This window comes from Colwellia sp. NW0002-52-1, from assembly GCF_057550865.1.
In genome coordinates, this window is sequence record NZ_BAAJLU010000004.1 from 207168 (window position 1) to 220862 (window position 13695).

Genomic DNA, 13695 nt, shown 5'->3' on the forward strand with positions numbered 1-13695 from the left:
CAGATTAAGCTTACTTTTTATAAAGATAGAACCATTGATACAGCGTTTTTAGTGGTTATTTACTGACGAGAATAAACATTTTTATAAGATGTTAGCTGAGTATAAAAGAGATGATGTTGTTAATCTTCTAATATCTTATAAAGGATTTTCTTCACGTTTTCAGGTTCGAAAGGCTTGTCACACATAGCAGTAACACCTTCAGTGAGAATATTGGCAAGGTGAGTATCATTACTTTCACTAGTTACCATTAAAATTGGAATATGCGATTGGCCACTTTCACTGCGAATATACCGAGTTAGTTCCTTTCCATTGACTTCAGGCATGTTGTAGTCGGTAACCACCAGATCATACATGTTTTCTTTTAATAGGTTTATTGCCTCGCTACCATCAATCGCTTCGGTTATTTTTAACAGCCCTAAATTATTCAATACACGTTTAATATGGTTTCTAGCTAAACGGCTGTCGTCAACGAGTAACACACGTATTTGGTGAACATCAAAATATTCTAGCTCTAATTCATCGGTTGATAATAAATCAATTGTTGTACTAAGCGCTGTTGCTAGGTGATTAGAAGTAAATGGCTTTGGTAATAAGGCAATAACCCCAGATTGTTTAAACTCTTCTAAGTGCTCACGACGATGCTCGCTAGTGACTAGCATAAAAGGTGTATCAGCTATTGCGGGAGTATTACGAACCTTGTGTAGCAGCTCAATTGCATCACCATCATCAAAATACATAGCACTTGTAATTAAATCGCGAGGATGTAGTTTCGCGCTTTCAAATGCCTCTGTAATATTTTTTGCTTCTGCAACTTGTGTAATACCTTGCTGTTTTAGCTCTTTAATGATGATTTTTCTTTGTAAATCGGAAGGTTCAACAACCAGTAAAGATAATTCGTTTGGGTTCATAATATCACTTATATTTGTATTCTAAATTGCGCTTTAGCCGCCAATAAACTTTACTTTAAAACCATTTTTTTCTAGCACTGCTTTTATTTCTTCGCGTTTATCGCCTTGAACTTCTATAACTTCACCGACTACGCTACCACCGGTGCCGCAAGTTTTTTTAAGCTTTGTAGCAAGTGACTTTAGGGCTTTATTATCAAGTCCTAAACCGCTGATGGTAACAACACCTTTACCTTTTCTGCCTTTTGTTTCTCTGCGTACTTTGGCAAAACCATCAGAAGGGGTTACGGCCGCATCTTTACTCTGGCTTATTCTTCCTTTTGCGGTTGAATAGACTAGATTCTCATCGTGACGTGTTTCTTGCTGAGTTGTATCCTTGCTACTTTTACCAAATGCACTGGCTAAGTCACTAAGGCTGTTAAATGTTTTTGTCATAGTTATTTCTATATTTTAGATAAAATAAAACCACTACTAGAGTGGCTTTATTATATACCTGTTTTGTTTCAATTACATAATTGTGTAAAACGGGTGCTAGTTAAGCTAGCTATGTTTAGTATAACTAATTAACTTAAAGCTTACCTTCTAACTCAGGTAGCGCGTCAAATAAATCAGCTACTAAGCCGTAATCTGCTACTTGGAAGATTGGGGCTTCAGGATCTTTGTTAATAGCCACAATAACTTTTGAGTCTTTCATACCTGCTAAATGTTGAATAGCACCAGAAATACCAACAGCAATGTATAAGTCAGGAGCAACAATTTTACCTGTTTGGCCTACTTGCATATCGTTTGGAACAAAGCCCGCATCAACTGCCGCACGAGAAGCACCAATAGCAGCGCCTAACTTGTCAGCTATACCTTCAAGTAACTTAAAGTTTTCGCCATTTTGCATGCCACGACCACCAGAAATAACGATGCTTGCCGCACCTAAATCTGGTCTTTCTGAAACAGAAAGCTCATCGTTTACGTGGCTTGAGTTACCGGCATCGGTAGCTTTGTCTAGTGCTACAATTTCAGCACTACCGTCTGTAGCAACAGCGTCGAAACCTGTTGAACGCACTGTAATGACTTTTTTGCTATCTAAGCTTTGAACAGTGGCAATTGCATTACCCGCATAAATTGGACGAATAAAAGTGTCGCTACTTTCTACGGCTATAATGTCTGAAATTTGTGCAACATCTAATAATGCTGCAACACGTGGCATAAAGTTTTTGCCTGTAGTAAGTGCTGTTGCAATTACGTGGTCGTAATCAGCGGCAAGCTCAGTCACTAAAAGAGAAACATTTTCAGCTAGTTGGTGTTCGTATGCAGCATTGTCAGCAACTAATACTTTAGATACACCATTTACTTTACTTGCAGCTTCTGCAACTGCTTGACAGTTACTACCTGCAACTAAAATATGAATGTCACCACCAATAGCTTGGGCAGCAGCAACTGTTTTTAGTGTATCGGCTTTTAATTCGCTATTATCGTGTTCTGCGTATACTAAAATGCTCATGAGATCACCTTCGCTTCATTCTTTAATTTTTCTACTAATTCATCAATACTTTCAACAACAATACCTGCTTTACGTTCTGCTGGAGGTGTTACTTTAATTAAATTAGTACGTGCAGTTAAATCAATACCGAAATCAGCGGCTGATTTTACATCTAATGGCTTACGCTTTGCTTTCATAATGTTAGGTAATGAAGCATAACGAGGCTCGTTTAAGCGCAGATCTGTTGTTACGATAGCAGGAAGTGTTAAGGCGATAGTTTGTAAACCACTATCAACTTCACGTGTTACATTTACTTTATCGCCATCTATTTTAACAGCTGAAGCAAAGGTACCTTGTGGCATACCTGTTAGCGCCGCTAACATTTGACCCGTTTGGTTGTTGTCGCTATCAATGGCTTGTTTACCAAGAATAACCAATTGTGGTTGCTCTTCTTCAACTACTTTTTGTAAAAGTTTAGCAACGTTAATTGAGTCTAAGTTTTCTTCTGTATCAATTTGAATAGCACGGTCAGCACCTAAAGCAAGAGCAGTTCTTAACTGTTCTTGGCATGATTTGTTGCCAATTGATACTGCAATAACTTCAGTTACTGTGCCTGCTTCTTTTAATCGAACGGCTTCTTCAACTGCAATTTCACAGAAAGGGTTGATTGCCATTTTTACATTAGCAAGATCGACATTGGAATTGTCTGCTTTCACACGTACTTTTACGTTATAGTCAATAACGCGTTTGATGGGTACTAATACTTTCATCGTTGCCTCTGATTATGCATGTTGCATGTAATGTTGGTTAAACTAAAGTTAATTCAACTTAACGCTGTAATTATGGGTTGAAAGACTACTTGTAGATAACGTTTACGTCAACGTCTTCTGTTGATATCGTTACTCAAATTGCACTTTAAATAAATATTATCAGTAAATAATGTAATACAGGATAGTATTTAACACGAAAATATCTATAATGTTTGATATTATCAAACAGGTGTTTGAAAATCAAACGTGTGTTTGAATATTTCAAACAAAATTGAATGAGGGGAGAAATTATGGAACGCGAATCAATGGAATTTGACGTTGTAATTGTTGGTGCCGGTCCTGCAGGCCTTTCAACTGCTTGTCAACTAATGAAGTTAGCACAAGAAAAAGAACAAGAGCTTATGGTGTGCGTAGTTGAGAAGGGCTCAGAAGTTGGTGCTCATATTCTTTCAGGTGCTGTTTTTGAACCACGCGCTTTAACTGAACTGTTTCCTGACTGGAAAGAAAAAGGTGCTCCTTTAAATACCGCCGTTACGGGCGACGATATTTATTTATTCAATGGCGAAGATAGCTCGGTTAAATTACCTAATTTTAGTGTGCCTAAAACTATGCACAATGAGGGTAATTACATTGTTAGTATGGGTAATGTTTGTCGATGGTTAGCAGAACAAGCAGAGCAACTAGGTGTTGAAATATTCCCGGGCTTTCCAGCGCAAGACGTTATTTATAATGAAGACGGCAGTGTTGGTGGTGTTATCACGGGTGATATGGGGCTAGATAAAGATGGTAAGCCTAAAGACTCGTTTATGCCCGGTATGGAACTAAAAGCAAAATATACTGTTTTTGCTGAAGGTTGTCGTGGGCATTTAGGTAAAGAATTAATTGCTAAGTTTGCTTTAGACGCGAATAAATCACCACAACATTATGGTTTAGGATTTAAAGAGATTTGGGATATTGACCCAGAAAAACATCAAGAAGGTTTAGTCGTGCATTCTGCTGGTTGGCCGCTTGATAAAGACACTAATGGTGGCGGATATTTATATCACGCAGAGAACAACCAAGTATTTGTTGGCTTAATTGTTGATCTTAACTATAGCAACCCGCATTTAAGTCCGTTCGATGAGTTTCAGCGTTACAAGCATCATCCAAAAGTTGCTCAATACCTTGAAGGTGGTAAACGTGTATCTTATGGTGCTAGAGCAATGGCCAAAGGTGGTTTTAACTCATTACCTAAGATGACAATGCCAGGTGGCGTTTTAGTCGGTTGTGATGCAGGTACCATTAACTTCGCCAAAATTAAGGGTAATCATACCGCGATGAAATCAGGTATGTTAGCGGCAGAGACTATTTTTGAAGCGTTAGCATCGGGCGATGAAGGTGGTAAAGACCTTACTGGCTTTACAGATAAGTATCAAAATTCTTGGTTATATGAAGAACTTTACAATACCCGCAACTTTGGCCCTGCTATGCATAAGTTTGGTACCTTTTGGGGCGGCGCTTATAACACGGTAGATCAAAACTTCTTTGGTGGTAAGTTACCATTTAACTTTAAAGATGACAGTTTAGATCACGAGCAATTAAAGTTAGCAGCAGATGCACCAGTAATTAACTATCCTAAGCCTGATAATAAATTGAGTTTTGATAAATTAACCTCGGTATTTTTATCAAATACTAATCATGAAGAAGAACAGCCTTGCCATTTAAAATTAGCTGATAGCAGTATTCCGATTGATGTGAACTTAGTGAAATTTAATGAGCCAGCACAACGTTATTGTCCGGCAGGGGTTTATGAAGTTGAAAGCACACCAGAAGGTGATAAATTTGTGATTAATTCACAAAACTGTGTGCACTGTAAAACCTGTGATATTAAAGACCCGAGTCAGAATATTACTTGGGTAACACCAGAAGGTACTGGTGGGCCGAATTACCCTAACATGTAATTTAGCTTGCTTGAGAATAATTGCTTAACTGCTGATTGTTCAACTGATAAAAAAACCTGCATTTGCAGGTTTTTTATTTTGTTGCTTGAGAAATAAAACACTCAGCTTGAAGTAGCGTTTCGATAATCAATAGATAACCCGAGCGAGTATAATTGAACCTTTAACTAACCTGAACTCTGGATAATGAGTGCTTGAAACTCAAGTGAACCAAAAGCTTAGGTAATAAAGTAAATGCTATAGCCAGGTGAACATCACGAATAGATATTATCAATGCTTCATTTTATGCCATTTCCAAGGCAAAACGTTTATGAATAGCGCGCTATTTATCGACGTTTTAACGCTGAAAATGGCTTAAAAGGGAGCATTGAGCAAGTGCTGCTTATCCAGAGTTCAGGTTAACTACAACTAGTTGGTTTCAATTAAGTTGAACTCAGCCAAAGCAGGTATTTCTAATTGAAGTTTATTTTCTATCTCATCTAACTTCATTAACGTTGAACAAATTATTTCGGCCTTATTTTCTAAAGCGTTAGCTTGTTTGCTAATATCTAGCTTTATGTCATTTCCCATGGTTTCTATGCGCTGGTCAAAGGTTTCAACGCGTTGTTCTGTACTTTGTTCTTCTTTATGGGTCATGGCTTCACCAACGGCGATTAAAATTGTGCCAACAGAATCAGTCACAATGGCTTCTATTTCACTTTCGAATTCACCGGCAAAAATCTCATCAAAATCATCGAAATCTTGTGGTGCAATATAGTAGCTTTCGTCACTGTGGTTAAAGCGAGAGCGCAGTCGCCATTTCATTTCATCAAATTTATCTTGGAACTGCTGATGCGAAGCACTGTTTTCGCCGGTTAGGCTGCTAATGACTTTGTTAACCGCTTTTAATCCTAATTCAACGCCTTCAATCGCTATTGATACAATTGCAGGAACTTGTGATCTTATTCCTTGTGTGTATTCACTTAATTGAACTTTTTGCTCACTGGTCAGTTGTATTTCACGGCCGTTAACAAATAACTGATGCTGCCCATTTATCTGCACATAAGTTTGACCTTGGTTAACTATGCGCAGGTGTGCAGGGTCAATTATTACACCATAGTTAAAATTAATATCACATTGTTGAGCGTTTGCGGTGCTAATACATAAACAAATTATTAATAGGCTACGAGCAATAAATGCCATAACAACACTCCATTTTTATCGGGATTTTAGGGTGAAATTTATATTGAAACCAATGGGGTGATATGAACTTTTCTTTCGTTGTATTTAAAACGACTTGGACCATATTCACGAAGGCTTTTTTCTTGAAACTCTCCAATCGTTACTTGAACACCATGATAAACTCTTTCGTTAGCTTCAACAAATACGTTATTCATGTACTCTTGTAATATCTCATCAAGTGATTCTTTTTCAAAAACTAGCTCTGTTATCTTCTCTATATGGTACTTATAGTTAGCTGCTACTTTTGATAACAATTCTGGCTTCGCTTTCTCTTTTGGCAAGCTTTTTAATTTAGTGGCGGCAACTCTTAACTCGTTAGATTGGTCAGTTTCAGTTTTAATGGCGAGATCAATCTGCTCGATTCTTTGTAAGTAATCATTCATTTTATCTGAAAAAGTGATAATGGTGAAACTACCTGCGGTGGCACCAATAATACCTGCACTTACAAACTCTCCTGCACTAGTATAACCAGCAATAAGCTTACCATTGGCTCTATCTTTGTTTCCAACCCACAAACTTTTATCAACTCTGATAATATTATGCATCACTTGTTTTTCAATTCTTAATGAATCACAAGTGATGTCGGCGTATTGGCTGTATTTAGCGTAAACTTTGCCGCCTGCTTTAATATTAACGCTCATTCTTGCTTTTGACACATCGAGCACTTCAATATCTTGTTTTTTACCAATAATGCCATTGCCAATCGTAATATCTCTACCAGCATCTAGCGTAGCAGACTCAACAAAACCGCCGATTGATATATCCCCGGTTGCTGTCACTTTCATGCCTTCACCGACATTACCATCGATTATAACACTGCCTTCAAACTTCACATGACCGGTACTAATATCGACACTTTTAAGACGATAAACACTATCAACTTCCATACCATTTTCAATAATACGAGGAAGCCCAATAAGGGTAGAAATTAAGATGCTGTTGTTCTTTTCGCTTAAAATAGTGCCTTCACCAACACACATTTCAATGTCAGCGCCTGGTGAGGGGGGGAGTATTTCACCAGTAACGGTATATCCTAATATCCCATCAGTGTAAGGGATTTTTTTCGCGAGTGGGTCACCAATTTTTACACAGATTATATCACCTAAGTCACGCATATCTACGCTGCCATCATCGCGTTCTTTTGGTTGTAATATTCGATCTTGTGCGCTTTCAACTAAATGTTTTATATAGGCATTTTTGCCATCAATAGGAAGTTTACCATGTGCTATTTCACCTTTAACAACAGAGCCAGGCGGCTCTTTAGTTGCTTGCTCTGCAAGTTTGACTAGCTTTTCTTTGCTAAAGCCTTTACAGACATTACTCGCCTGAGCTAAATTTAAAATCTCTTTTGCACTAAAGTGTTTACCGCCGAACGCCGTGGTAACTTCTGCAGTGGCCGACATTAAATCGCCGGCAATTTCAATTGCAAAAGTTGCATCGCGTCGCTCAAGTATTTGATACTTTATTTCTCGGCCTGTATGACCTTCTTTCAAAGGCTTTAAAACACTTTTAAGTTCAGCAATGGCATTCTTAACATTACCATTAACAACATACAAATTACGGTAGGAGGAGCTTTCAATTAATTCTTGAATATCAGCTACCGTTAGTACTGATTCTGTTTTGATTGGAGACAGCACTAGGTCTATATTATTTTTATTGTTACTTACTAATCTCGCCTTTGTCACACGCCTAAAACTCCATTACTGCATAGTGTCATCGTTTCTATATGTAATTTTGCTGATGAACTTTTATAAAATTTATTGTGCCTACTTTTGAATAATCTAGCTTATATTCTTTGTTATCTAAGGCTTGAACAAATATCAACGTTTTTTCTTCGCCGAAGACTTCAGCCATACTAACATCTACTAGCTCTTGGTAAGCTTTTTTTGCTTCAGAGCGCTTAACAGGCATTACGCCATTATATAGTTCGATACTCGCATGACCTACTATCACCACAGGGTGATTTCCATTAACAACAAGTAAATCAAACTTTCTATTTTTGTGAATAATGGTGTTTCTACCACTAGTGATAAAGTTCTTTTCGTTCAAAGTATTCTCCTTTATGTTAAATCGGTTTCTACGCACTCTTTAACGGCTTAAGCACACTTTAAATTTTATCTAATTGACTATGACCATTTATTGTTAATAATAAACTTGAACTACCAATATATCCTTATTACTAAATATATAAACAATTGAATTACTAAGCAATATAAAAACTTTATCTTTACCCGTTTCAGATATTTGTTTATTTTACTCGGTTATAGTTTGGGCTTTCTTCACTGTTGATTAAAAGTCTTCGAATTAAATCTAAGCTTCTAGCAGCAACCAGTTGTTGAAAGTACTTTCTAGCAACAGGAATGCAGTAATACTTTGCCTGTAAAGTGTGCTTCCCACCCCAAGCTATCCAAACTGAACCTACGGGCTTTTCTGCTGTTCCGCCATCAGGCCCTGCTATACCAGAAACAGCAATAACGAAATCAGCACTTGATTTTTCTAATGCGCCTTCAGCCATAGCTAACACCGTTTGTTTACTTACTGCGCCATAATTTACTAACGTTTGGCTAGGTACATTAAGTAGTTTTGTTTTCATGCTATTTGAGTAAGTAACAAAACCCGCTTCAAACACGGCAGAAGAACCTGGTATTGCGGTAATTTGACTCGCAATTAATCCACCTGTGCAAGATTCAGCCACCGTAATTTTTTGTTTTGTTTGAGCTAACAGCGGTACGACATATTCTGCGATAGTTGTATTGTTATTTTTTCCTAAACCTAAAACATGATCACCTATCAACAAGCTTAGTTTATTTTGCCAGTCAGCCAGAATTGTTTGCTCTTGTGTACCTTGAACACTTAATTTAACTTCTAAAAGTGGCATTGCTGTTCTAAAGCCAATGGCTATTTCTTTTGGCCAATTGGGCAGCTTGTCATTTATAAGTGCTTGTAACGTAGATTCACCCAATCCAAAGGTCTGCATACGAGACATATTAAACGTGGTTGAGTCAGGAAATAATGTTGTTAAAGAAGGGATTATCTCATCTTTTAGCATATGAGTTAATTCGCTTGGTACGCCAGGAGTACATAAAATAAGGCATTGATTTAATACCATGCTAAACCCTACGGCACTACCTGTTTCATTGGCAATAATATCGCATCCCAAAGGTAGATAAGCTTGTTTCAAGTTTGGCTTGTTCAGCGTGGTCTGTCTTCGCTGTGCCCAGTTTTTTAAATGGTGGTGTGCCTTTGAATTTAGTTCAAGCTCAACGTTACATGCTAGTGCTAAAGCTTGTGAAGTGAGGTCGTCTACCGTCGGGCCAAGGCCACCGTTAATAATAAGAATGTCGGCAGATTGACTTAGTTTAGTGATTTCTGCTTGTAAAAGCGCTAAGTCATCAGCAATAGTAACTTTTTTTCTAATTGTTAAGCCAATATCGTTAAGTTGTTCAGCAAACATGAGTGAGTTAGTGTCGATAACATCACCATTCATTAATTCGTCGCCCGTTAACAATAAATTCACTTGCTTAGCCATACTGCTCCAAAATTCAATTATACTCATGCTTTATGTTAACGAAAAAATAGCTGAATTGCGCAGTAATTTTTATTTATTAACTTGTCTGTTTTTTACACCGACAACAATATGCATTATGATTATTAGATTAATTCAAACTCACAAGTTAGGTATATAAGTGACAAAATATTTTAACGGGTGGTCGATATTTACGCTATCAATTTACTTGGTTATGCTTTCTGCTTGTTTGAGTAATAAGTTACACGCAAAAGAATACATAATAGGTGTTGAAGACGTTAGTTATTACCCATTTTATGATTTTTCTGCAAAGCAATCTAATCAAAAAAGTTTTTCGAAAGAGTTACTCAGTACTTTTTTTCAGCAGCATGGTTACAAGTTTCAATTCGTTTCATTACCCGTGAAACGGTTCGACAAGTGGTTTGCTGAAGAAAGTATCGATTTTAAGTTTCCAGACAATGTGCGTTGGCGATCAGCAGAAAGTAAAAAGTTAAATATAAGCTATAGCAAGCCTATTTTACATTTAACCTCGGGTAGCTATGTACTTAAAAAAAATAGAAATTTACCAGAACAAGCGATAAAGCGTTTAGGTACAATGTATGGCTTTTATCCTACGCTTTGGGTTGAACGTGTGCAAAACAACTCGATTGAAATAATAGAGTCAAATTCTACTTTTAGCCTAGTTAAGCACCTTTTACATGGTAATTTAGATGCCATTAATATTGAAAAAAATGTAATAGTTCATGCGCTTAAGCGGATGGGAAAGAACCAAGATGCAATTGTGCTAAATAAGCAAATTAAGCATGAACGATATGCCTTTCACTTTTCTACTATCCTACATCCTGAAATCCTGCAAGAATTTAATGAGTTTTTAAATACCCATAGTAAACAAATAGCTGAACTAAAGCGTAAATACGGTATAATTGAAGCTCTAGCCAATTAAATTTTTCTTCCTTAGTTAAATTAACAAGACGTTGATAAAATGAGCAATAATTCACAGTTGTATAATCGAGCACTTCTGTTTGGTAAATGGTATCGCAGTGATCGAGATGATGACGGCCATTTATTTACAGAATTTGCCGAAATTTCATCGGATGGTCGTTACGAATTTACGTTTATTCAACATGATGACCATGGCAACGTTTCAGAGCAGTCAGTCGAGTCAGGTGACTGGGGCCTGGTGGGAGATATTCACTTCACCATAAGTAAAAGTGAATTTATTAATGAAGCACATTATGCTGCAGATTTAGAGCATGATGATAATTATCATGCATACCGAGTTTTAAATTTAAACAGTCAAATTTTCGAATATCAACATATCATAAGTAATGAAGTGTTTATCCTGCGCCGAGTTATTGATAATATTGCGCTCAGTTAAAGTACGAGTGACATAAGCGCCTTCTTACATTTCAGTTTCCATTAATCATTTTGAGAGTTCCGATGAAGCAATTTAAAGCAGCCAGTTTAATGACGGCAATTAAAACGCCATTTAATGCTAAAGGCGATATAGATTTTAATACCTATGATCAATTAGTCGCTGAACAGGTTAAAGCAGGTGTTGATGGCATTATAGTTGGCGGAACAACAGGTGAAGGGCACTTATTAACTTGGGAAGAGCATTTAATTCTTATTGCGCATAGTGTTCACAAGCATGGTAAAGATTTACTTATTATTGGCAATACCGGTAGCAATAATACACGCGAAGCAATTAAAGCCACCCAATATGGTTTCGCTGCAGGTATGGATGCAACATTACAAATTAATCCTTATTATGGGCGTAGCTCTAGTGCGGGCGTAGCTGCACATTTTGGCAAGTTACTCGATATTGGGCCTGCATTTATTTATAACGTGCCTGGTCGTACAGGACAAGATTTAACGCCTGATATAATTGAACCGTTATCAAAGCACAAAAACTTTATTGGCGTTAAAGAGTGTACCGGTAATGAACGTATAGCTTATTATGAAGAGCGAGGCATAGCTTGTTGGTCAGGTAACGATGATGAAAGTGCAGCAGGGCGTCATAAGCATGGCTCGCATGGTGTTATTTCTGTTACATCGAATATCGTACCGAGTTTAATGAGACAGTTAATGGATACACCTAATGATAGTTTGCAGCAACGCATGGAACCATTAATGCAATGGCTGTTTTGTGAACCTAACCCAATTGCCATCAACACGGCATTGATGATGACAGGCGCGGTAGCGCCAATTTTTAGAATGCCATATAAAGCATTAACTAAGATTCAACGTGAACAAGGTTTAGCGCTACTGACTGAAATAGCAAGTGATGAATTAGTGGGTGATAAACTGATGCTAATGGCAGATAACGATTTTACGTATTGCTGTTAATCATTAAAAAACAATAAAATTTTTAAGCGCCGCTACCTTCATCAGAGCGGCGTTTTTGTTTCTAAAACATTCTTGCCAAGTACTAGATTATCGCTCTAATTGCGGTCGTAACGCTTCAGGTACTGAAAAATGTAGCTTAACTTGTTGTATTGGACAGATAAATATTAACTCTACAGCGCACAGTTGGAGATCAATGTCTTGGTCTCTGTCATCAAGAGCATTTAGCTCTGAAGCTTTACCATGTAATCTGTCACCAACAACACCTTGGCCAATACTTGCAGCATGGATACGAATTTGATGTTTTCGACCTGACTCAATATTTACTTTCAGTAATGACCAATCTCTTTGCTGATTATATTCAAGATAAAGAAAATGACTTCGAGCTGATTTACCGTCAACCTGCATATCGACTGTTTCAGGTTGTGGGCGTTGTTGGTGATCGCCACGCACAATAATATGATATGTTTTTTCAATTTGATGTTGTTCAAACAGCAAACTTAATGCTTGAGCGGCCTTTTTTGTGTGTGCTACTAAAATTAACCCCGTGGCAGCGCGATCTAAGCGATGAACAGAAAATACAGCACGCTCAGGTTGTAAATTCTTTTGTGCCCAGCGAGTTATGGTGCAATGGTCACTCCATTTAGAGCCTTGAGATAACATACCATAAGGCTTATACCAAACACTGTAGTGAGTTAAATCAGCAATGAGAGTTGCCGGTGTTGGTATTTTTGATAAAACACTTTCGTCATAATAAAAATGTAGTTTATCGTCGATTTGTAACTTTTTTTTCAAACGTCGGCAACGCTGAGTACTCTTACCGCGACTATGCCACAATGCACCTTTATCAATCGACTTTTTAATTTCACTCACCGTTAAGTCGCATTGAATTTGCAGAGCTTCAATGATACTAATCTCACGATCAATATTGATATGACATTCAAATTTTTTCAAAACCAAGTTACTCAATAAATAATGACGCGCTAGTTTAACAAGTTTCTTAAGCGAAAGGGCATGACTAAAACTATCTTCTTTGAGTTATCTTACTTAAAAATATATATTAATTAAATTTAGCGAAATGGAGTTGGTTTTTAGCCCCAGAGATCGATAAAATACCCGCCTAAAGTAAAAGCAGTAAAAACACGTAAAATAAAGCGAGAACAAACTATGCAACGTAATGAAACGTTATTTCCTCTTGATAATGTCGGTAACGCCTTATGGGATATGTTAACCGGAGGTGATGATTTAAACGTAGAAAGAGAGTTTGAATTTTCTATAATTTTTCCGAGTGAAGAACAAGCGTTAAAATTTGGTCAACTACTATTAGAAAATAACCAGAAGTTATCTTTTTGTCCTTACCAAGGCGATGACAAGTTTCCTTGGGAAATAACAGCTTACCCTTATATGTCAGCCAGTTATGAAAATATTGCCGCTTATCAAGAGCTACTTATGACTAGCGCGACACCATTTTCTGGTAAGTACGACGGCTGGTACTGTGTCGATTCGAGTAAATAAG

14 protein-coding genes are annotated in these 13695 nt (G+C 37.3%); 5 read left to right on the top strand and 9 right to left on the bottom strand.

Going from position 1 to position 13695, the window contains the following annotated elements:
• Positions 1 to 119: 119 nt before the first annotated feature.
• From AC27H3_RS06540 to AC27H3_RS06555, 4 genes are all read right to left on the bottom strand, one after another.
• Positions 120 to 908, bottom strand: coding sequence for a response regulator (locus tag AC27H3_RS06540; protein WP_487104697.1), 789 nt, complete (start codon positions 906 to 908; stop codon positions 120 to 122).
• Positions 909 to 941: 33 nt separating this feature from the next.
• Positions 942 to 1217, bottom strand: coding sequence for a stress response translation initiation inhibitor YciH (locus tag AC27H3_RS06545; protein ID WP_487104752.1), 276 nt, complete (start codon positions 1215 to 1217; stop codon positions 942 to 944).
• Positions 1218 to 1473: 256 nt separating this feature from the next.
• Positions 1474 to 2400 carry an electron transfer flavoprotein subunit alpha/FixB family protein gene (locus AC27H3_RS06550; protein ID WP_487104699.1) on the bottom strand — a complete coding sequence of 309 codons (927 nt, stop codon included), beginning with the start codon at positions 2398 to 2400 and terminating at the stop codon, positions 1474 to 1476.
• Complete coding sequence (locus AC27H3_RS06555; RefSeq protein ID WP_273313630.1) at positions 2397 to 3149, bottom strand: electron transfer flavoprotein subunit beta/FixA family protein; 753 nt, start codon at positions 3147 to 3149, stop codon at positions 2397 to 2399. Before AC27H3_RS06555 ends, AC27H3_RS06550 begins: the two co-directional genes overlap by 4 nt.
• Before the next feature lie 290 nt (positions 3150 to 3439).
• On the opposite strand from AC27H3_RS06555, the gene AC27H3_RS06560 reads away from it, so the two are divergent.
• Positions 3440 to 5089: an electron transfer flavoprotein-ubiquinone oxidoreductase gene (locus tag AC27H3_RS06560; protein ID WP_085302241.1), complete on the top strand. Its 1650-nt coding sequence runs from the start codon at positions 3440 to 3442 to the stop codon at positions 5087 to 5089.
• Positions 5090 to 5494: 405 nt separating this feature from the next.
• Here AC27H3_RS06560 and AC27H3_RS06565 read toward each other — a convergent pair whose 3' ends face one another.
• The 4 genes from AC27H3_RS06565 to AC27H3_RS06580 all read right to left on the bottom strand — a co-directional run bounded on the left by AC27H3_RS06565 (position 5495) and on the right by AC27H3_RS06580 (position 9836).
• Entirely contained in the window at positions 5495 to 6268 is a 774-nt protein-coding gene (locus tag AC27H3_RS06565; RefSeq protein ID WP_487104701.1) for a DUF2884 family protein, read from the bottom strand.
• A gap of 38 nt (positions 6269 to 6306) precedes the next feature.
• Positions 6307 to 7992: a flagellar assembly protein A gene (locus AC27H3_RS06570; protein WP_487104703.1), complete on the bottom strand. Its 1686-nt coding sequence runs from the start codon at positions 7990 to 7992 to the stop codon at positions 6307 to 6309.
• Between the two features lie 37 nt (positions 7993 to 8029).
• Positions 8030 to 8356, bottom strand: a complete 327-nt coding sequence (locus AC27H3_RS06575) for a hypothetical protein (protein WP_085302248.1) — start codon at positions 8354 to 8356, stop codon at positions 8030 to 8032.
• A 199-nt stretch (positions 8357 to 8555) separates the two neighbouring features.
• Complete coding sequence (locus AC27H3_RS06580) at positions 8556 to 9836, bottom strand: CinA family nicotinamide mononucleotide deamidase-related protein (protein ID WP_487104706.1); 1281 nt, start codon at positions 9834 to 9836, stop codon at positions 8556 to 8558.
• Between the two features lie 157 nt (positions 9837 to 9993).
• On the opposite strand from AC27H3_RS06580, the gene AC27H3_RS06585 reads away from it, so the two are divergent.
• From AC27H3_RS06585 to dapA, 3 genes are all read left to right on the top strand, one after another.
• Positions 9994 to 10776, top strand: coding sequence for a hypothetical protein (locus AC27H3_RS06585; protein WP_487104707.1), 783 nt, complete (start codon positions 9994 to 9996; stop codon positions 10774 to 10776).
• A 39-nt stretch (positions 10777 to 10815) separates the two neighbouring features.
• On the top strand, positions 10816 to 11211 hold the full coding sequence (locus AC27H3_RS06590) for a hypothetical protein (protein ID WP_487104708.1): 396 nt from the start codon (positions 10816 to 10818) through the stop codon (positions 11209 to 11211).
• Between the two features lie 62 nt (positions 11212 to 11273).
• Positions 11274 to 12182 (top strand): 4-hydroxy-tetrahydrodipicolinate synthase, encoded by a 909-nt coding sequence (dapA, locus tag AC27H3_RS06595; protein WP_487104710.1) that lies wholly within the window; start codon positions 11274 to 11276, stop codon positions 12180 to 12182.
• An 87-nt stretch (positions 12183 to 12269) separates the two neighbouring features.
• Here the strand turns inward: dapA and AC27H3_RS06600 are convergent, their stop codons facing one another.
• Positions 12270 to 13133: an RluA family pseudouridine synthase gene (locus AC27H3_RS06600; protein WP_487104712.1), complete on the bottom strand. Its 864-nt coding sequence runs from the start codon at positions 13131 to 13133 to the stop codon at positions 12270 to 12272.
• A gap of 213 nt (positions 13134 to 13346) precedes the next feature.
• Here AC27H3_RS06600 and AC27H3_RS06605 point away from each other — a divergent pair, with 213 nt between their 5' ends.
• Positions 13347 to 13694: a ribonuclease E inhibitor RraB gene (locus tag AC27H3_RS06605; protein WP_085302258.1), complete on the top strand. Its 348-nt coding sequence runs from the start codon at positions 13347 to 13349 to the stop codon at positions 13692 to 13694.
• Position 13695: the final 1 nt, after the last annotated feature.

What these genes read in the sequence shown, in the direction of transcription:
- AC27H3_RS06540 (WP_487104697.1), bottom strand. Translation starts at nt 908, where the DNA reads ATGAACCCAAACGAATTATCTTTACTGGTTGTTGAACCTTCCGATTTA.
- AC27H3_RS06550 (WP_487104699.1), bottom strand. Translation starts at nt 2,400, where the DNA reads ATGAGCATTTTAGTATACGCAGAACACGATAATAGCGAATTAAAAGCC.
- AC27H3_RS06555 (WP_273313630.1), bottom strand. Translation starts at nt 3,149, where the DNA reads ATGAAAGTATTAGTACCCATCAAACGCGTTATTGACTATAACGTAAAA.
- AC27H3_RS06560 (WP_085302241.1), top strand. Translation starts at nt 3,440, where the DNA reads ATGGAACGCGAATCAATGGAATTTGACGTTGTAATTGTTGGTGCCGGT.
- AC27H3_RS06565 (WP_487104701.1), bottom strand. Translation starts at nt 6,268, where the DNA reads ATGGCATTTATTGCTCGTAGCCTATTAATAATTTGTTTATGTATTAGC.
- AC27H3_RS06580 (WP_487104706.1), bottom strand. Translation starts at nt 9,836, where the DNA reads ATGGCTAAGCAAGTGAATTTATTGTTAACGGGCGACGAATTAATGAAT.
- AC27H3_RS06590 (WP_487104708.1), top strand. Translation starts at nt 10,816, where the DNA reads ATGAGCAATAATTCACAGTTGTATAATCGAGCACTTCTGTTTGGTAAA.
- dapA (WP_487104710.1), top strand. Translation starts at nt 11,274, where the DNA reads ATGAAGCAATTTAAAGCAGCCAGTTTAATGACGGCAATTAAAACGCCA.
- AC27H3_RS06605 (WP_085302258.1), top strand. Translation starts at nt 13,347, where the DNA reads ATGCAACGTAATGAAACGTTATTTCCTCTTGATAATGTCGGTAACGCC.